The organism is Pseudomonas sp. TE3-3-F2023 (genome assembly GCF_036784815.1).
Taxonomy (GTDB): Bacteria; Pseudomonadota; Gammaproteobacteria; order Pseudomonadales; family Pseudomonadaceae; genus Aquipseudomonas; species Aquipseudomonas pudica.
This window is the reverse complement of record NZ_CP145113.1, coordinates 363,263-381,487: the sequence shown is the minus strand read 5'-3', so window position 1 is coordinate 381,487 and position 18,225 is coordinate 363,263. Positions and strand designations below refer to the sequence as shown.

The 18,225-nt window shown below is 63.2% G+C and carries 20 protein-coding genes; 6 read left to right on the top strand and 14 right to left on the bottom strand.

The features are described from left to right. Nucleotides 1-74: 74 nt before the first annotated feature. From V3314_RS01735 to V3314_RS01725, 3 genes are all read left to right on the top strand, one after another. Nucleotides 75-872, top strand: coding sequence for a transporter substrate-binding domain-containing protein (locus V3314_RS01735; protein ID WP_024087841.1), 798 nt, complete (start codon nt 75-77; stop codon nt 870-872). A 78-nt stretch (nt 873-950) separates the two neighbouring features. Next, nucleotides 951-1,913, top strand: coding sequence for an amino acid ABC transporter permease (locus tag V3314_RS01730; protein WP_338459858.1), 963 nt, complete (start codon nt 951-953; stop codon nt 1,911-1,913). Then, the gene (locus V3314_RS01725; RefSeq protein ID WP_013974550.1) at nt 1,906-2,640 is read left to right on the top strand and encodes an amino acid ABC transporter ATP-binding protein; all 735 of its coding nucleotides are present in this window, start codon (nt 1,906-1,908) and stop codon (nt 2,638-2,640) included. Before V3314_RS01730 ends, V3314_RS01725 begins: the two co-directional genes overlap by 8 nt. A 133-nt stretch (nt 2,641-2,773) precedes the next feature. Here V3314_RS01725 and V3314_RS01720 read toward each other — a convergent pair whose 3' ends face one another. From V3314_RS01720 to ubiE, 11 genes are all read right to left on the bottom strand, one after another. Beyond that, nucleotides 2,774-4,717, bottom strand: coding sequence for a methyl-accepting chemotaxis protein (locus tag V3314_RS01720; protein ID WP_046613461.1), 1,944 nt, complete (start codon nt 4,715-4,717; stop codon nt 2,774-2,776). 200 nt (nt 4,718-4,917) lie between these two features. Beyond that, nucleotides 4,918-6,834 (bottom strand): methyl-accepting chemotaxis protein, encoded by a 1,917-nt coding sequence (locus V3314_RS01715; protein WP_046613459.1) that lies wholly within the window; start codon nt 6,832-6,834, stop codon nt 4,918-4,920. Nucleotides 6,835-6,934: 100 nt separating this feature from the next. Continuing rightward, nucleotides 6,935-7,642, bottom strand: a complete 708-nt coding sequence (locus V3314_RS01710; RefSeq protein WP_338459857.1) for a 16S rRNA (uracil(1498)-N(3))-methyltransferase — start codon at nt 7,640-7,642, stop codon at nt 6,935-6,937. Beyond that, nucleotides 7,639-8,427, bottom strand: a complete 789-nt coding sequence (tatC, locus tag V3314_RS01705; RefSeq protein WP_013974546.1) for a twin-arginine translocase subunit TatC — start codon at nt 8,425-8,427, stop codon at nt 7,639-7,641. The genes V3314_RS01710 and tatC overlap by 4 nt, the downstream gene beginning before the upstream one ends. Next, on the bottom strand, nt 8,424-8,801 hold the full coding sequence (gene tatB, locus V3314_RS01700) for a Sec-independent protein translocase protein TatB (RefSeq protein ID WP_338459856.1): 378 nt from the start codon (nt 8,799-8,801) through the stop codon (nt 8,424-8,426). Before tatB ends, tatC begins: the two co-directional genes overlap by 4 nt. Before the next feature lie 3 nt (nt 8,802-8,804). Beyond that, nucleotides 8,805-9,077, bottom strand: a complete 273-nt coding sequence (locus V3314_RS01695) for a twin-arginine translocase TatA/TatE family subunit (protein ID WP_003259853.1) — start codon at nt 9,075-9,077, stop codon at nt 8,805-8,807. Between the two features lie 154 nt (nt 9,078-9,231). Next, nucleotides 9,232-9,567, bottom strand: coding sequence for a phosphoribosyl-ATP diphosphatase (locus V3314_RS01690; RefSeq protein WP_046613456.1), 336 nt, complete (start codon nt 9,565-9,567; stop codon nt 9,232-9,234). Between the two features lies 1 nt (nt 9,568). Next, nucleotides 9,569-9,961, bottom strand: coding sequence for a phosphoribosyl-AMP cyclohydrolase (hisI, locus tag V3314_RS01685; protein ID WP_013974544.1), 393 nt, complete (start codon nt 9,959-9,961; stop codon nt 9,569-9,571). 72 nt (nt 9,962-10,033) lie between these two features. Next, on the bottom strand, nt 10,034-11,653 hold the full coding sequence (ubiB, locus tag V3314_RS01680) for a ubiquinone biosynthesis regulatory protein kinase UbiB (RefSeq protein ID WP_046613454.1): 1,620 nt from the start codon (nt 11,651-11,653) through the stop codon (nt 10,034-10,036). Continuing rightward, a complete protein-coding gene (locus V3314_RS01675) occupies nt 11,650-12,273 on the bottom strand; it encodes an SCP2 sterol-binding domain-containing protein (RefSeq protein WP_046613453.1) in 624 nt (207 codons plus the stop codon). The genes ubiB and V3314_RS01675 overlap by 4 nt, the downstream gene beginning before the upstream one ends. Continuing rightward, nucleotides 12,273-13,043 (bottom strand): bifunctional demethylmenaquinone methyltransferase/2-methoxy-6-polyprenyl-1,4-benzoquinol methylase UbiE, encoded by a 771-nt coding sequence (gene ubiE / locus V3314_RS01670; RefSeq protein WP_046613452.1) that lies wholly within the window; start codon nt 13,041-13,043, stop codon nt 12,273-12,275. The genes V3314_RS01675 and ubiE overlap by 1 nt, the downstream gene beginning before the upstream one ends. Nucleotides 13,044-13,167: 124 nt before the next feature. On the opposite strand from ubiE, the gene V3314_RS01665 reads away from it, so the two are divergent. The 3 genes from V3314_RS01665 to V3314_RS01655 all read left to right on the top strand — a co-directional run bounded on the left by V3314_RS01665 (nt 13,168) and on the right by V3314_RS01655 (nt 14,778). Then, a complete protein-coding gene (locus V3314_RS01665; protein WP_015272091.1) occupies nt 13,168-13,443 on the top strand; it encodes a polyhydroxyalkanoic acid system family protein in 276 nt (91 codons plus the stop codon). A gap of 122 nt (nt 13,444-13,565) precedes the next feature. Next, nucleotides 13,566-13,985: a phasin family protein gene (locus tag V3314_RS01660; RefSeq protein ID WP_046613451.1), complete on the top strand. Its 420-nt coding sequence runs from the start codon at nt 13,566-13,568 to the stop codon at nt 13,983-13,985. 10 nt (nt 13,986-13,995) lie between these two features. After that, on the top strand, nt 13,996-14,778 hold the full coding sequence (locus V3314_RS01655) for a phasin family protein (RefSeq protein WP_046613450.1): 783 nt from the start codon (nt 13,996-13,998) through the stop codon (nt 14,776-14,778). Nucleotides 14,779-14,891: 113 nt separating this feature from the next. Here V3314_RS01655 and V3314_RS01650 read toward each other — a convergent pair whose 3' ends face one another. The 3 genes from V3314_RS01650 to phaZ form a co-directional block, all read right to left on the bottom strand. Next, nucleotides 14,892-15,506 (bottom strand): TetR/AcrR family transcriptional regulator, encoded by a 615-nt coding sequence (locus V3314_RS01650; RefSeq protein ID WP_046613449.1) that lies wholly within the window; start codon nt 15,504-15,506, stop codon nt 14,892-14,894. 13 nt (nt 15,507-15,519) lie between these two features. After that, nucleotides 15,520-17,202 (bottom strand): class II poly(R)-hydroxyalkanoic acid synthase, encoded by a 1,683-nt coding sequence (gene phaC / locus V3314_RS01645; RefSeq protein WP_338459855.1) that lies wholly within the window; start codon nt 17,200-17,202, stop codon nt 15,520-15,522. Between the two features lie 168 nt (nt 17,203-17,370). Then, nucleotides 17,371-18,222 carry a poly(3-hydroxyalkanoate) depolymerase gene (gene phaZ / locus V3314_RS01640; RefSeq protein ID WP_338459854.1) on the bottom strand — a complete coding sequence of 284 codons (852 nt, stop codon included), beginning with the start codon at nt 18,220-18,222 and terminating at the stop codon, nt 17,371-17,373. Between the last annotated feature and the right edge of the window lie 3 nt (nt 18,223-18,225).

Genomic DNA, 18,225 nt, shown 5'->3' with positions numbered 1-18,225 from the left:
ATATGACGCATCGGCCGCCACGGCCATGCCAACAATAAGATTCGCTACTTTTCTTGCTAGGGGACTTGGTGATGATCAAGAAATACCTTTCGCGACTGCTGGTCGGTGTCACCGCCCTGGTCGCCGTGACGGCGGCCCAGGCGGGCGCGATCGATGACGCGGTCAAGCGCGGCACCCTGCGGGTGGGCATGGATCCGACCTACATGCCTTTCCAGATGACCAACAAGCGTGGCGAGATCATCGGCTTCGAAGTCGATATCCTCAAAGCCATGGCCAAGTCCATGGGCGTCAAGTTCGAGCCGGTATCCACGGCCTATGACGGCATCATCCCGGCCCTGCTGACCGACAAGTTCGACATGATCGGCAGCGGCATGACCCTGACCCAGGAACGCAACCTGCGCCTGAACTTCAGCGAACCCTTCATCGTGGTTGGCCAGACCCTGCTGATCCGCAAGGAACTGGCGGGCGAGATCAAGTCGTACAAGGACCTGAACAACGAGAAGTACCGCATCACCTCCAAGCTCGGCACCACCGGCGAAATGGTTTCCAAGAAGCTGATCGCCAAGGCCAAGTACCACGGCTACGACAACGAGCAGGAAGCGGTGATGGACGTGGTCAACGGCAAGGCTGACGCCTTCGTCTACGACGCGCCGTACAACGTGGTGGCAGTGGACAAGGCCGGTGCCGGCAAGCTGCTGTTCCTCGAAGAACCCTTCACCTACGAGCCGCTGGCCTTCGGCCTGAAGAAAGGCGACTACGACAGCATCAATTTCATCAACAACTTCCTGCACCAGATCAAGCATGACGGGACCTACGATCGTATTCACGACAAGTGGTTCAAGAACAAGGACTGGCTGAAGGAAATGGAATAAGGCCCAGGCCACAAGCCGGCTTTATGACCTCGACGCGCAGGCAAACCCTGCGCGTTCGCATTTACGGAAGTACCCCACGTGATCAAACACAAGAAAGCCCAGTGGCCCTGGCACGGTTTGACTGCCCTGGTCCTGGTGGGCCTGGCGTTCAGCCTGTACATGGCCACCTCGATGATTTCCTACGAGTGGCGCTGGAACCGCGTACCGCAGTACTTCGCCTACAAGGCCGAGGAAGCACAGCGCGCCGCCGGTTACGGCACCGTGCAGGACATCGTCATCTCTGGCGACGATGCCCGTGTCACGCTGAAAGACGAGAGCGGCGCCGAGCAGGTGCTCGATGTTGCCAAGGACAGCCTGCAGCTGGCCCGCGGCGACGATGTTTCCGAAGGCGACCAGATTGGCGTCACCCGCCACTGGGCGGCCGGCCCGCTGGCCTGGGGCCTGTGGACCACGCTTTGGATTTCGGTGGTATCCGGTGCCCTGGGCCTGTTGATCGGCCTGTTCGCCGGCCTCTGCCGCCTGTCCAGCAACCCTACGCTGCGTGACCTGTCGACGGTGTATGTCGAACTGGTGCGCGGTACACCGCTGCTGGTACAGATCTTCATCTTCTACTTCTTCATCGGTACCGTGCTCAACCTGTCCCGCGAGTTTGCCGGGGTGGCTGCACTGGCGCTGTTCACCGGCGCCTACGTGGCCGAAATCGTTCGTGCCGGCGTGCAGTCCATCGCCAAGGGCCAGAACGAAGCGGCCCGCTCGCTGGGCCTGAACGCGGGCCAGTCGATGCGCCACGTGATCCTGCCGCAGGCCTTCAAGCGTGTGCTGCCGCCTTTGGCCGGCCAGTTCATCAGCCTGGTCAAGGACACCTCGCTGGTCTCGGTGATCGCCATTACCGAACTGACCAAGAGCGGCCGCGAGGCCATCACCACCTCGTTCTCGACCTTCGAGATCTGGTTCTGCGTGGCAGGCCTGTACCTGCTGATCAACCTGCCGCTGTCGCACCTGGCCAGCCGGCTCGAGCGGAGGCTTGCGCAAAGTGATTGAAGTCCGTGACCTGCTGAAAGTCTTCGACACCCGTGGCCACGTGGTACGGGCCGTGGATAACGTCACCACCCAGGTCGCCAAGGGCGAAGTGGTGGTGGTACTCGGCCCGTCGGGCTCGGGCAAGTCGACCTTCCTGCGCTGCCTCAACGGCCTGGAGCATTTCGACGAAGGCCATGTGGCCATCGACGGCCTGCAACTGGCCGATCCGAAAACCGACATCAACGCCTATCGCCGCGAAGTCGGCATGGTGTTCCAGCACTTCAACCTGTTCCCGCACATGACCGTGCTGGAGAACCTGTGCCTGGCACAGAAGGTGGTGCGCAAGCGCAACAAGGCCGACCGCGAAGCCAAGGCCCGGGCGCTGCTGGAGAAGGTGGGCATTGCGCAGAAAGCCAACGAATACCCGTCGCGCCTGTCCGGTGGCCAGCAGCAGCGGGTGGCGATCGCCCGAGCCCTGGCCATGGACCCGAAAGTGATGCTGTTCGACGAACCGACCTCGGCGCTCGACCCGGAAATGGTCGGCGAGGTCCTGGATGTGATGAAGACCCTGGCCCAGGAAGGCATGACCATGGTCTGCGTCACACACGAAATGGGCTTTGCCCGTGAAGTGGCGGACCGGGTGCTGTTCTTCGATCATGGCAAGCTGCTGGAAGATTCGGCGCCGGCTGCGTTCTTCGCCTCGCCGAAAGACCCGCGCGCGCAGGCGTTCCTGCGCCAGGTGCTTTAACCGCAGGGGGCGCTTTGCGCCCCAATCGCCGGCAAGCCGGCTCCCACAGGATTACCACAGGTACTGATAACTGTGCGGTCCCTGTGGGCGTTGGCTTGCCGGCGAATGGGCTGCAAAGCGGTCCCCCGCAATCTCAAATGCTGAATCGCCCCACCATCCCTCGCAACTGCTGTCCCAGCTGCTCCAGTTCCCCACTCGAGGCCGCCGTCTGCTCACTGGCCGCACTGGTCTGATCCGACACATCCCGCACATTCAGCACACTACGGTTGATCTGCTCGGCGACCACGCTCTGCTCTTCGCTGGCCGTTGCAATCTGCTGGTTCATGCCCTGGATGTTCGACACGGTATCAGTTATCTGGCTCAGGGCCTGCCCCGCCTTGCGGCTCAGCTCCACGCTCTGTTCGGTCAGGTTCTTGCTGTTGTCCAGCAAGCGGGTCACTTCGTCGGTACCGCTGTGCAGGCTGTCGATAAGCTGGCCAATCTCTTCGGTCGCCGTCGATGTGCGCTGGGCCAAGCCGCGTACTTCGTCGGCCACCACGGCAAAACCACGTCCTGCTTCACCCGCCCGTGCCGCTTCGATCGCCGCGTTCAGGGCCAGCAGGTTGGTCTGCTCGGACACCGACTTGATCACATCGAGGATGCCGCTGATACGCTGGCTTTCGCCTGCCAGGTGCTGCATGGCTGCCAGGCAATGGTCCATCTGGCCGGCCAGCTGTTCGATACGGCCGATAGCTTCGGCCACAACCTGGTCGCCGACCTGCGCTTGCTGGTCGGCGTTGGTCGCTGCCAGCGAGGCCTGTTCAGCGTTCTGTGCCACTTCCTGCACGGTGGCGCTCATCTGGTTCATGGCCGTGGCCACCTGGTCGGTTTCCTCGCGCTGCTGGTTGATGCGCAGCTTGGTGTCTTCGCTGCTGGCCGCCAACTGTGTGGCGGCCTGTGACAGCTGGCCGACGCCCTGATCGATGCCACCGATCAGCTCGCGCAGGCTCAAGGTCATTTCGCGCATGCTGGTTTGCAACTGGCCCATCTCGTCGCGGCGTTGTACCGGTTCGGTCTGGCTCAGGTCGCCCATGGCGATGCGCCCGGCCACGGCTAAGGTTTGGCGCAAAGGCTGGGTGATCTGCAAAGTGATCAACCAGCCGGCGACCACACCTACGACTAACGCCAGCAGGGCTACAGTGGCCAGCAGCGAGCGTGCTTCGAGGGCTTCCCTGTCGCGCTGCTCGATCTTGCGTTTGCCAAGTTCCAGGCTGACCGCGCGCAGCTCGTTGCCCATGTTCTCCATGTTGTTTTGCAGCTGTTCGACACGCACTGCGGTCCGGCGATATTCATCCAGGCTGGCGCGATACCTGGCCAGCTGCTCCCCGGGCTGCTGGGTGAGCGTACGGGGCAAACCGAGTGGAGCAAGGCCTTTGAGCAATTGCGCAAGGCTGTTGTCAGCGGCATCCAGCGAAGCCTCCCCGACCTTGGCAAAGCTTTCCACGGGGGAGAAGGTATAGGCCGGAACGAGGCTCTGCTGGTTGGCACCATCGATATGACGGCTGAGCGTGTCCATCAGCCCCAGCACACCGCCTTGCTGGCTGTCGGCAGGCATTTTCAGCAAGGCCTGGGTCTGGAGATCATCGATCACTTCACTGAGCTTTTGCTCCTGTGCCAGCATGGCCTGGCGCAGGGCGATGCGCTTGTTGACGGTGTTTTCCAGCTCGCTGAAGTCGTCGCGCAGGCGCTGCAGCAACGCCAGCTTTTCCGTCAGCATCTGCCGAGATTCATCCACGCTGCTGCGTTGCTGCAAGGTGGTCAGCATGCTGTCGAGCTGGTCGAGAATGTTGGCTATCCGGGTTCTGCTGGCGTCGTCGTTGAGCACACGGTAAGTGATGCGCTCTGCGCGCAGGTCTTTGGTCAGATCGTTGATCAGGCCGATTTCGCTGAGTTGCTGCGAGCGCACAATGGCGTCATCCAGTGCACGCCAGCCACTGACGGTGGTGGCCAGGGTAAGCAGCAGGACTACGGCGAAGCCAAGGGCGAGCTTGGCTGCGACACTGATGTTGCCGAGCTTTCGGTTGAGGTAGCCGAGCATGAGGAATCTCCGTGCGATTGGGGGCGGGGATGCAGACGCATTGCTGGCATCACACCTTTGCCAATCGGCAGCGGAGCCGTAGGACTTGACCTGATAATCAGGTAGGAAATTTCGCTTCAATAGGTAGGAATACTCCGCCTGCGCCGGCCTCTTCGCGGGTTTACCGCGAAGAGGCCAGTGCAGGCGACCTACACATCAACCTACAGCTTGAACCGCCCCACCAACCCTTGCAGGTGGGTACCCAACCGCGCCAGCTCCACACTTGAGCTGGCCGTTTCTTCACTGGCCGCCGAGGTCTGGTCAGAAATATCCCGTACGTTCATCACGCTGCGGTTGATTTCTTCTGCCACGGCGGTTTGTTCTTCCGCTGCCGTGGCAATCTGCTGGTTCATGGCCTGGATCGACGAAACGGTCCGGGTGATAGTCTCCAGCGAGCTGCCGGCACGGCGCGTCAGTTCGACGCTGCTGTCGGTCAACTGGCGGCTGCTGTCCATCACGCTGGCCACGCGCTGGGTGCCGCTCTGAAGCCCGGCAATCAGTTCTTCGATCTCTTCGGTCGATTGCTGGGTGCGCTGCGCCAGGCTGCGCACTTCATCGGCCACCACGGCAAAGCCACGCCCGGCTTCGCCGGCACGGGCCGCCTCGATCGCGGCGTTGAGGGCCAGCAGGTTGGTCTGCTGGGCCACCGACTTGATCACATCAAGCACGCTGCCAATCTTGTCGCTTTCGGCCTTGAGCTGGTTCATCGCTTCGCTGGAGTTGACCACTTCGCCGGCAAGGCGCTCGATCTGCGCTACCGCCTCGCCGACCACATGATCGCCTTCACGGGCTTGCTGGTCGGCCATCAACGCAGCTTCCGAGGCCTGCTCGGCATTGCGCGCCACCTCATGCACCGTGGCAGTCATCTGGTTCATGGCGGTCGCCACCTGATCAGTCTCGACCTTCTGGTTGTTGACCCCGGCACTGGTCTGCTCGGTCACCGCCGACAGCTCCTCGGCAGCGCTGGCGATCTGCGTGACACCATCACCGATGCCGCTGATCAGCTCGCGCAGGCCTTGGGTCATGCGATGCATGCTGGCTTGCAACTGGCCCAGTTCGTCGCGGCGTTGTACCTGCAGGTTCAGGGTCAGGTCGCCACTGGCCACGCGTTCGGCGGCGTGCAAGGTCTGGCGCAGCGGAATGATGATCTGCCGGGTGATGACCCAGGCCGCCAGCAGGCCTAGGGCCAGCGCCAGGACGGTCGCCACGGCGAGCAGAGTCTTGGCCTGGGTAGCCCCGGCGTCACGCACAGCGGTTTGCGAGGTGGTCATCGCCTGGCTGGTCTGCAGCAGTACCGTGCCGTGTTCGACCATGCTCTGCAGGGCCTGCTCACTGGCAACCTGGGCATTGCCGAACTGGGTGACCGCGTCGCGGTAGCCTGCCAGGGCGGTGGTGGCATCGTCCAGGCTGGCAGCGTGCTCCGCTGGTACTTTGGCCGGCAGCGCGCGCAGCTCGGCCAAGGCCTGGTCGATGGCCTTCAGCGCCGTTTGCTGGTAGTCGGCGTTGCCGCTGTAGGTATAGCCGCGTACCTGGAAGCGCGCCTGCTGCAACAGGGCGCTGACTTCCACTGCGTGCTGGTACTGGCTGATATCGCCACCCTGCAGCAGGCCGCGTTGCACCCGGGCAATCAGCTCCGCGGCCTTGTCGGCAGTGTCGCCAAGCACGGCGCGGCTGGCCTCGCGGCGTTGGCCGGCCTGTTTCAGCTCGTTGAATGCCTGCTGGTAGCCGCGCACGGCCTCGCGCTGCTGCTCAAGGCGTTGACTGTCAGCGGGCTGCTCGATCTGCCCGAGCATGAACTGCACCTGGCGGTCGAGGTTTCCCAGGGCCTTTTCCAGCTCTGCCACCGAGGCTTCGTCAGGCTGGCGCTGGTAATGCTGGCGGGCGATGCGCAGCTCCTGGGTGTACTGCTGGATGACCGAGATGTTCCCCAGCTTGTCGCCACGGTTGATGATGCTGTCCATGCCGTGCCAGCCGGCCAGGGTGATGGCCAGTGTCAACAGCAGCACCAGGCCGAAGCCCAGCCCCAGTTTGCGATTGACGCTCACATTGCCCAATGATTGGGCGAACCATTGATACATGTACGACTCCCCGGCGCCTTGGCAGCACGATTAATTGTTGTGTTGCCAAGACAATCGGCCTGAGGAAGGGAAACTTTATGGGTGAAAGTTGACTTGTGTGTCAGAAAATCCGTGAAAGCAACGCTGTCACCGCGGTTTCTACCCGCAGTATGCGGTCGCCCAGCTGGACCGGAGCCAGGCCGGCCTTGCCCAGCAGGTCCACCTCGTAGGGGATCCAGCCGCCCTCCGGGCCAATGGCCAAGGTCACTGGCTGCTCCACTGCACGCGGGCAGGCGGGGTAGGGGCCGGGGTGCCCGACCAGGCCCAGGGTGCCTGCGGCGATGGCCGGCAGACGGTCTTCGACGAACGGCTTGAAGCGCTTCTCGATGATCACTTCGGGCAGCACGGTGTCGCGGGCTTGTTCCAGGCCCAGGATGAGGTTCTCGCGAATGCTGTCCGGGTGCAGGAAGGGTGTTTGCCAGAAGCTTTTCTCGACCTTGTAGCTGTTCAGCAAAATCAGCCGCGGCACGCCAAGGGTAGATACGGTCTGGAACAGCCGGCGCAGCATTTTCGGCCGAGGTACGGCCAGCACCAGTGTCAGCGGCAGCTTGGCCGGTGGCTGCTGGTCAAAGGCGACTTCCAGTTCGGCTTCGTGCCTTTCCAGGCGCAGCACCGTGGCCTTTCCCATCAGGCCGTTGATACGGCCCACGCGCAGGTTGTCGCCCACCGCTACACGGTGGATGTCCTGCATGTGGGTGAAACGCCGGTCTGCGAGAACGACGCGTTCGGCCGACACGAAGTCGGCCTCTTCAAGGAGCAACAGGTTCACGGTTGGGTCGCTGGTGGCTGGTCGTTGTGGTCGTTGGCGGTTTCGTCGTGGGCGCTGCGCTTGCGGATTAGACTGCCGCACAGCACGCCGATCTCGAACAGCAGCCACATGGGTACGGCCAGCAGGGTCTGAGAGAAGATGTCCGGTGGGGTAAGGACCATGCCGACCACGAAGCAGCCGATGATCACGTAGGGGCGAATCTTCTTCAGGTACTTGACGTCGACCACGCCGATCCATACCAGCAGCACCACCGCTACCGGGATTTCGAAGGCCACGCCAAAGGCGAAGAACAGCGTCATCACGAAGTCGAGGTAGCTGGCGATGTCGGTCATCATCGACACGCCTTCCGGTGTGGCGCTGGCGAAGAAGCCGAAGATCAGCGGGAACACCAGGAAATAGGCGAAGGCCATGCCGGCGTAGAACAGGAAGATGCTGGAAACCAGCAGCGGAATGGCAATGCGCTTTTCATGCCGGTACAGCCCGGGTGCGATGAAGCCCCAGATCTGCTGCAGGATGAACGGGATCGCCAGGAACAGCGAGACGATCATGGTTAGCTTGAACGGCGTGAGGAACGGAGAGGCCACGTCGGTGGCGATCATCGTGGCATTGGCCGGTAAGTGCTCGCGCAGCGGCGCGGAGACCAGGGTGTAGATCTGCTGGGCAAAGGAGAACAGCCCGGCAAAGATCAGGAAAATGACGGCAACGCAACGCAGCAGGCGGGTGCGCAGTTCGGTCAGGTGCGAAACCAGCGGCATTGGCTGGTCGTGTTCCGGATTTTCGCTCATGGGGCTCGCGGCGGTTGAGGCGGTTCAGAAGGCGTGGCCGGGGTGGCAGCGGTCTCGACCGGCCTGGCTTCGAGCCCGGCGGGCGGCTGAACGGTTGCGGTGGTAACAGGTGGCTGCGCCGGTGGCGTCATCGGGTTGAGGATGCGCTTGGCCTCCTCTTCCAACTGCAGGATGTGTTCGTTATGCAGCTGGCGGCGGATTTCGTCGGCGCCGATTTCGCGTTCCACTTCCATCTTGATGCTGTTGAAGCTGCGTTTGAGCCGGCCGATCCACAGGCCTGCCGTGCGCGCGGCACCGGGCAGGCGCTCGGGGCCGAGCACCAGCAGGGCGACCAGGCCGACGAGCAGCAGCTCGCTGAAACTGATGCCGAACATAGGTCAGTCTTTCCGCTGCGGCTCTTGGACCGGCTGGGCCTGGCCTTCGATGGTGTGGCCCTGGTTCTGCTGGGCAGTATTCTGCACTGGTGGAACGGGTTGGGCAGGCGGCGGGGTCTGCTCGGCCGGCTTGTTCTCTTCATCGCTCATGGCCTTGCGGAAGCCTTTGATCGACTCGCCCAGGTCACTGCCGAAATTCTTCAGCTTCTTGGTGCCGAACACCAGGACCACGACCACCAGCAGGACGATCCAGTGTTTCCAGTCAAAGATACCCATTTCGTACTCCTGAAAAATGTGTGTACAGCAAATCGATCCGGCAACACGGCCCCTGTGGGAGCGGGCATGCCCGCGAACACCGGCGTAGCCGGTGCCATGCACCGCGTCGCATTCTTCGCGGGCACGCCCGCTCCCACAGGCGCCCCAAAATACGTCAGGCAGAAGGCGTTCGTGCCGCCTTCTCATCATGCCCGGAAAGCCCGAAACGGCGTTCCAGCTCATCTAGCACGGCCTGTGGATGCTGGCCCAGCGCGCTGAGCATTACCAGGCTATGAAACCACAGGTCGGCGGTTTCGTAGATGACATCGCTGTAATCCTTGCTGACCGCCGCGTCCTTGGCGGCAATGATCGTCTCGACCGACTCTTCGCCGAGCTTTTCGAGGATCTTGTTCAGGCCCTTGTGGTACAGGCTGGCCACGTAGGAGCTGTCGGGCGCCGCTTGCTTGCGTTCTTCAAGCACTTCGGCAAGGCGGTTGAGGGTGTCGCTCATGTCAGTGTCCTGCGCTGTAGATGGCATCCGGGTCTTTCAGGACCGGGTCGACGGTTTTCCACTGGCCGTCTTCGAAGACGCGGTAGAAGCAGCTTTCCCGGCCGGTATGGCAGGCGATATGGCCCAGTTGCTCGACCATCAGAATGATCACATCGGCATCGCAGTCCAGGCGCATTTCATGCAGCTTCTGCACATGCCCGGACTCCTCACCCTTGCGCCACAGCTTGCCACGCGAACGCGACCAGTAGATGGCGCGTTGCTCGGCGGCGGTCAGGGCCAGCGATTCGCGGTTCATCCAGGCCATCATCAGCACGCGTCCGGTCTTGTGGTCCTGGGCGATCGCCGGTACCAGGCCCTCGCTGTTCCACTTGATCTCGTCCAGCCAGTCTTTCATCGTCGACTCCAAAGCGGGCCCGCTCCTGTGCCGGGCCCTTTGCGCTAGTGTGCCAGCCATGGGCGCGGCTGGCTATTGGCGCACGATCAGGTAAAGGCCGGCGGCCAGCATTAGCCAGGCCGGCCAGGCGGCAGGGGCGGCCAGGCTGGCATCTGCGGCGGCACCAGCGGCCAGTACCGCACCACCGCCGAGCAGGCCGGCGCCGAGCAGGCGCAGCGCCCAACGGTCGCCCTGGCGGCGCCGCTCCGGCAGTTGCGGATCGTGCAGGTGCGGTTGCGACAGGCGCTCGAGCAGGTCGCGGGCCATGTCTGCCAGGTGCGGCAGTTGCTCGACCTGGCTGTGGATGTTGCCGAGCACGGCCTTGGGGCTCATGCGGTCGCGCATCCAGCGCTCGAGGAATGGCTTGGCGGTGCTCCACAGGTCCAGCTCCGGGTACAGCTGACGGCCCAGGCCTTCGATGTTGAGCAGGGTCTTCTGCAGCAGGACCAGCTGCGGCTGCACTTCCATGTTGAAGCGCCGGGCGGTCTGGAACAGGCGCATCAGCACCTGGCCAAAGGAAATATCCTTTAACGGTTTTTCGAAGATCGGCTCGCATACGGTGCGGATCGCCGCTTCGAACTCGTTGACCTTGGTGTGCGCCGGCACCCAGCCCGAGTCGATGTGCAACTGGGCGACGCGGCGGTAGTCACGCTTGAAGAAGGCGATCAGGTTGCGCGCCAGGTAGTCCTGGTCCTCGTCGGTCAGGCTGCCGACGATGCCGCAGTCGATGGCGATGTACTGCGGGCTCCATGGTTTGACCGTGCTGACGAAGATGTTGCCGGGGTGCATGTCGGCATGGAAGAAGCTGTCGCGGAACACCTGGGTAAAGAACACCTCCACGCCTCGTTCGGCCAGCAGCTTCATGTCGGTGCGCTGGTCGGCCAAGGTGGCCATGTCTGTCACCGGCACGCCATAGATGCGCTCCATCACCAGCACCTTGGGACGGCACAGGTCCCAGTACACCTGGGGCACGTACATCAGCTCGGAGCCTTCGAAGTTGCGCCGCAGCTGGCTGGCGTTGGCCGCTTCGCGCAGCAGGTCGAGCTCGTCGTAGATTGTTTTTTCGTAGTCGCCGACGATTTCCACAGGGTGCAGGCGGCGGGCATCAGCCGAAGCGCGCTCGGCAGCCTTGGCGATCAGGAACAACCATGCCAGGTCCTGGGCGATCACCGGCTTCAGGCCCGGGCGTACCACCTTGACCACCACTTCCTCGCCACTTTTCAGGCGCGCAGCGTGCACCTGGGCCACCGAGGCCGATGCCAGCGGCTCGACGTCGAAGCGGCTGAACAGTTGCGTTACCGGGGCGCCTAGCTGTGCCTCGATCAGCGCCACGGCCTGCTTGGGGTCGAACGGCGGCACGCGGTCCTGCAGCAGCATCAGCTCATCGGCAATGTCGTTGGGCAGCAGGTCACGGCGGGTGGACAACAATTGGCCGAACTTGATGAAGATCGGCCCCAGGTCCTGCAGGGCCAGGCGCAGGCGCGCGCCACGGCTGAGCTCGGACGGCTTGCGCGGCAACCAGCGCCACGGCATCAGCAGGCGCAGGCTCATCAGCCACCAGGGGAGCGGCAGATCGAACAGCAGGTCATCGAGACGGTAGCGGATCACCACACGCTGGATGCGAAATAGACGGCGGACGGCGAGCAGCTTCATGCGTTATCGCTGGTATCAAGGGTTCGGGAAAGGCGCTTGAGACGCGCCTCGAGTCGTTCTGTATCGAGCTTCAGGGCATCGAGCTCGCTGAAGGCGGCTTCGGCTTCACGCTTGCCGACCAGAGTGCGGGACTCTTCGGCCAGGTACTCGGAAAGGTTCTGGCTGAAGCGCGTCAGGCCCTGACGGGTCCAACGTGCGCGCAGGCGGATGTGGCCGGCCAGCAGCGCCGTGGCGACCGGGCCGAGCCAGCGTTGCAGCTCGTGCTCCCAGTCCAGCTCCAGGTCCTGCAGCACACCGAACAGGTCGAGCAGCACGGCGCTGTCGCCATGCAGTTCCACTTGCGGGCTGTGCAGCACGGCAGTCTTGTCCCTGGCCAGGGCCAGTTGCGCCAGGCTGCCGGCCGGGGCGCGCAGGCTGCAGTCGACCTCGCCTTGCCAGTGGGCGGCGAGCATCAGGCCCTCTTCATCGGGCAGGATGAACACCTGCAGGGCCGGTTGGCGGCAGTCGATCTCGATGACCTTGCCCTCGAGCGCGGCCAGCCGCGGCAGTGCCGTGCTGTCCATGCGCAGGACGCGGTTCAGGCCATGTTCGACGCTGGCGAACAGCCCGGCCAGCAGCATCAGGGTTTGATTCCCCGGTGCACGGCAACGATGCCGCTGGTCATGTTGTGATAGGTGACGCGGTCGAAACCGGCATCGACCATCATGGCCTTCAGGGTTTCCTGATCGGGGTGCATGCGGATCGACTCGGCGAGGTAACGGTAGCTCTCCGAGTCGTTCGTGATCAGCTTGCCGGCCAGCGGCATGAAGGCGAACGAGTAAGCGTCGTAGGCCTTGGACATCAGCTTGTTGGTAGGCTTGGAGAACTCCAGCACCAGCAGGCGACCGCCCGGCTTGAGCACGCGCAGCATCGAGCGGATGGCTTCGTCCTTGTGGGTGACGTTGCGCAGGCCGAAGGCAATGGTCACGCAGTCGAAGTGGTTGTCCGGGAATGGCAGCTTCTCGGCGTCGGCCTGGACGAACTCGATGTTGCCGGCCACGCCACGGTCGAGCAGGCGGTCACGGCCCACCTTGAGCATTGATTCGTTGATGTCGGCCAGCACTACCTGGCCGGTCGGGCCGACCAGCCGCGAAAACTTGGCGGCCAGGTCGCCGGTACCGCCGGCGATGTCCAGTACACGATTGCCGGCGCGTACACCCGACAGCTCGATGGTGAAGCGCTTCCACAGGCGGTGCATGCCGCCGGAAAGCACGTCGTTCATCAGGTCATACTTGGCCGCTACCGAGTGGAACACCTCGGCGACTTTCTTCGCCTTCTGGCTTTCAGGGACGTCCTGGTAACCGAAATGGGTGGTGGGTTCGGCGTGGTCGCCTTTGCGCTGGTCGTTCATATCGCTTCACCGGAAAAAATTACCGCCATTCTAGGGCGAACGGGCGGATTTGTCTTGGCGGGGTGTGCCAGTGGGCGGGGGCGGGCATAATGCTCATTATGTCTTCATCTTCAGGAACACCCGCATGACCCAGATCAGCGTCGAACGCAAACATTCCCTCGGCCGCGATGCCGCCCGTGCCAAGGCTGAAGCGCTGGTCGACAAACTGACCCGCGAGTACGACCTCAAGGCCACCTGGAACGGTGACCGGGTCGACGTGGCGCGCAGCGGTGCCAACGGCAGCGTGCACATCTTCGATGACCGCATCCGTGTCGAATTGAAGCTGGGCATGATGCTGTCGATGATGAGCGGCACCATCAAGGGCGAGATCGAGCGGGCGCTGGACAAAGCCCTGGCCTGAGCCCTTCCCGGGCCATGCTCCTTCACCTTAGGGTGAAGATTCTAATTTCCCTCTCTACCTTGTGCTCAAGCCCAACCTCCATGGGCGGTTTCTCCTCCACTCATGAGCATGAGGTACAGAGCATGGCCAAAGTGACTGTGAAGAAAAAGGACGACGCCCCGGGCACGCTGGGCGAGGTGCGCGGCTACGCGCGCAAGATCTGGCTGGCGGGCATCGGCGCCTATGCGCGTGTGGGCCAGGAAGGCTCCGACTACTTCAGTGAGCTGGTCAAGGCCGGCGAAGGCGTCGAGAAGCGTGGCAAGAAGCGCATCGACAAGGAGCTCGATGCTGCCAACAACCAGATCGACGAAGCGACCCAGGAAGTCAGTCGCGTACGCGGCAAGGTCGAAGTTCAACTGGACAAGATCGAAAAAGCTTTCGACGCGCGGGTAGGTCGCGCCTTGAATCGCCTTGGCATTCCGTCTAAACATGACGTTGAGGCGTTGTCCATCAAGCTTGAACAGCTGCACGAGCTGCTCGAGCGCGTCGCGCACAAACCATAAGGAGAGCAGGATGGCTGGCAAGAAGAATTCAGAGAAAGAAGGCAGCTCCTGGGTCGGCGGGATCGAGAAGTACTCCCGCAAGATCTGGCTGGCTGGGCTTGGTATCTATTCGAAGATCGACCAGGACGGCCCGAAGCTGTTCGACTCGCTGGTGAAGGATGGTGAGAAGGCCGAGAAGCAGGCGAAGAAGACCGCCGAAGATGTCGCTGAAACTGCCAAGTCGTCGACCACTTCGCGTGTATCGGGCGTGAAGGATCGTGCGCTGGGCAAGTGGAGCGAACTCGAAGAGGCCTTCGACAAGCGCCTGAACAGCGCCATCTCGCGCCTTGGCGTGCCGAGCCGCAACGAGATCAAGGCCCTGCACCAGCAAGTGGATAGCCTGACCAAGCAGATCGAGAAACTCACCGGTGCCTCGGTTACGCCGATTTCGTCGCGCGCTGCGGCCAAACCGGCTGCGAGCAAGGCGGCGGCCAAGCCACTGGCCAAGACGGCAGCGGCCAAGCCTGCGGCCAAAACCGCGGCAGCCAAGCCGGCAGCCAAGGCCCCAGCGGCTAAACCTGCTGCCAAGACTGCGGCGGCCAAGCCTGCGGCGAAACCGGCAGCGAAACCGGCAGCGAAACCGGCCGCGGCCAAGCCGGCCGCGGCTAAGAAACCTGCGGTGAAGAAAGCACCGGCCAAGCCGACAGCCCCAGCGGCCAGCGCCGCTCCGGCCGCTAGCGCAGCTCCGGCACCAACCGCTGCTCCGGCCAGCAACCCGCCTCCGGCACAGACAGGTACCGGTACCCTGATCTGATACCGCGTCGACTTCTTCGCGGGTAAACCCGCTCCCACAGGTACTGCACCGTACCCTGTGGGAGCGGGTTCACCCGCGAATGCGTCGGCTGCTGCAATACATTCCTGTCAGGCCTACCCCTCCAGATACCGCACCGCCAACTGCTCCGCTGCCCCGCGCGCCTGAGCCTGCAAATGCGGCGCCACCAGCATCATCACCTGGTACACCACAATTCCCACATCCCCCTCGCGCCCCAGTACCCGCTGATAATCCAGCGAGAACATCAGTGTCAAAGTGATCTGCTCCACCAGTTGCCCCAGCGCCTGGGTTTCGCTCTCTACCAGCCCCTGGCCCTTGAGGCTGGCCAGCAATGCCGCCAGCGTGCGCTTGAGCGCGTTGATCAGGCTACGCATGCCGCGGGCCAGCTTGGGCAGGCGCCCAGTCAGGTTCGACAGGTCCTGGAACAGGAAGCGGTACTGCGCCATGTGTTCGACGATCAGGTGCAGGAACAGCCAGTAATCCTCGGCGTCCAGGCGTACCTCCAGCGGCGGGTCGAGCAAGGGCATCAGCGCTTCTTCGAAGCGCTCGAACAGCCCCAGCACCAAAGGCTCCTTGCCGTGGAAGTGGTAGTAGAGGTTGCCGGGGCTGATACCCAGTTCGTTGGCAATTTCCAGGGTGGATACGTTCGGTTCGCCCTGCTGGTTGAACAACTGCAGGGCACATTCGAGGATTCGGTCGCGAGTCTTCATCCGGTCGGCATGCTCATCGGGTCAGCACGTAGGTGCCCGGCGCAGGGCCCAATGGTGGGTAGGTGGCATTGCCCAGTTCACTGCGCGGTGCCTTGAGCGGACCGGAGCGCGGGGTGATCCACTCCAGCCACAACGGCCACCAGCTGCCTTCGCTGCGCTTGGCGTCGTGGAACCAGGCACGCGGGTCGCTGGACAGCTTGGGGTTGGCCAGGTAGTAGGCCTTGGGGTTGCCGGGCGGGTTGATGATGCTCTGGATGTGCCCGCTGTTGGCCAGCACGAAGCGCCGGTCACCGCCCAGCAGCAAGGCCGAGCGGTACACGGCGTCCCATGGGGTGATGTGGTCGTTGCTGCCGGCCACGGTGAAGCTGTCCAGTTCGACCTTCTGCAGGTCGATGGGTGTGCCGCACACTTCCAGGCCGGCGGGGTGGGTCAGCGGGTTGAGCTTGAAGAAGTCCAGCAGGTCGCCATGCAGCGCGGCGGGCAGGCGTGTGCTGTCGGCGTTCCAGTACAGGATGTCGAAGGCTGGTGGTGTCTTGCCGAGCAGGTAGTTGTTTACCCAGTAGTTCCATATCAGGTCGTTGGGCCGCATCCAGGCAAAGATCCGTGCCACCTCGGCGCCATCCAGCACGCCGCGCTGGTAGGAGCGGCGCTTGGCGGCCTCGATGGTCTGCTCGTCGGCGAACAGGCTGGCTGGGCTTTCGAACTTGCTGTCCAGCAGGCTGACCAGGTAGGTGGCGCTGCGCACCCGGCGCAGCTGGTGCTTGGCTTGCAGGTGGCCCTGAAGCGCGGCCATGGTCAGGCCGCCGGCGCAGGCCCCCATCAGGTTGGGGTCGCGGTTGCCACTGATGCTCCGGCAGGCATTGAGCGCTTCTTCCAGGGCCTGCACGTAGCTGGACAGGCCCCATTCGCGGTGGCGCGGGTCGGGGTTGCGCCAGCTGACCATGAAAACCTGCAGGCCGCTCTTGAGCATGTACTGGACAAAGCTGTTGGTCGCGCTGAGGTCGAAGATGTAGAACTTGTTGATCTGTGGCGGCACCACCAGCAGTGGCCGGGCGTACTGCTTTTCGCTCATCGGCTTGTACTGGATCAGCTCCAGCAGCTCGTTGCGAAACACCACGGCGCCGGCGGTCGCGGCCAGGTTGACGCCCACTTCGAAGGCGCGCTCGTCGACCTGGCGTGGCAGGCCGTTGTTGTGGCGCAGGTCATCGAGCAGATGGGCCATGCCGCGTACCAGGCTTTGGCCACCGCTGTTGAACAGTTCCTTGACTGCCAACGGGTTGAGCAGCGAGTTGCTCGGAGCCAGGGCATCGTTGATCAGGTTGAACAGAAAGTGCGCACGGGCCCGGTCATCATCGTCCAGGTGACTTTCCTCGATCCACAGGCGAGTTTGTTTCTGCCACGCCAGGTAGGCCTGCAGGCCGCGCCGGTAGAGCGGGTTCTGGCTCCATGTCGGGTCGTTGAAGCGCGGATCGCGCGGGTTCGGCTGAAACGGTGTGTCCCCCAGCATCACCCGGCCCAGTTGGCCCCCCAGTGCCAACAGGTGATGTGCGGTGTGCAGCGGGTGGCGCAGGCTCTGGCGGCTGACATTGCGCAGCGTGGAAATCAGGTCACGACCGCGCAGGCCGAGGATGGCGTTCTGCACGTTCATGCTGGTGGCGGGAAGCGTTGTCGTTCCTTTGGCCGGTTTGTCTTTCATGGCAACACTCCCTCGTCCTGACCTGGTGCCTCATGACTAAACATACTTACTGATTTAGCAGGGTCTCTGTGGGAGCGGGTTCACCCGCGCACACCGGCGAAGCCGGTGCCATACACCGAGTTGGATTCTTCGCGGGTGAACCCGCTCCCACAGGCCCCCAAATCGCCCTCACACACCCGAAGTCGGGCGAGGATGCATGACGGCACGCTGACGCTCTTGCTGAAGGAACTTCATGATGATCGGCGCGACGGCCTCGGCCCGGGTGATCAGGAACAGATGGCCGTCGTCGATAATGTGTAGCTGGGCATTGGGAATTCGCCAGGCCAGCAGGCGCATGTTGATCAGCGGGATCAGCGGGTCGTCGTCGCCAGCCAGCACCAGGGTAGGCTGCTGGATCTTGTGCAGCCAGTGGATGCTGGTCCAGCCAAGCCCGGCGAACAGTTGCCAGTAGTAGCCCATTTTGCCGCCGGAGCGCACCTTGGCAGCATGGTGCATGGCCAGCTCCGGGTCGCGCCGGAAGCCGCCGCCATAGATCATCGGCGCAATGCGGATAACATGCGACGGCTGCACGTAACGCCGCGGGCTGGCCATCATCCACAACACCTTGGGCTTGCCCGGCACCATCACCGCACCGGCTGCAGTGGCGGCCAGTACCAGCTTCTTGCAGCGCTCGGGGTAATCGTGGGCAAACTGCTGGGCCAGGGCGCCGCCCCATGACACGCCGATGACATTGACCTGGCCGTAGTCGAGGTAGTCGAGCATGCGCGCCGTCAGTTTGGCCAAACCGGGGAAGCGATACGGGTGGCGGGGCGTGGACGAGCCGCCGACCCCGGGCACATCGAAGGCAATGACTTCCAGGTCCGGGTCCAGTGCTTCGATGAACGGAAACACCAGCTCCAGGTTGGCGCCGATGCCGTTGAAGATCAGCAACGGCGTCAGATGCGGTTTGCCCGGGCGGACGGCGGTGCGGATGGACTGATTGTCCAGCTCGACGGTCCTGAAGATGTAGGGTTGCGGCATGCG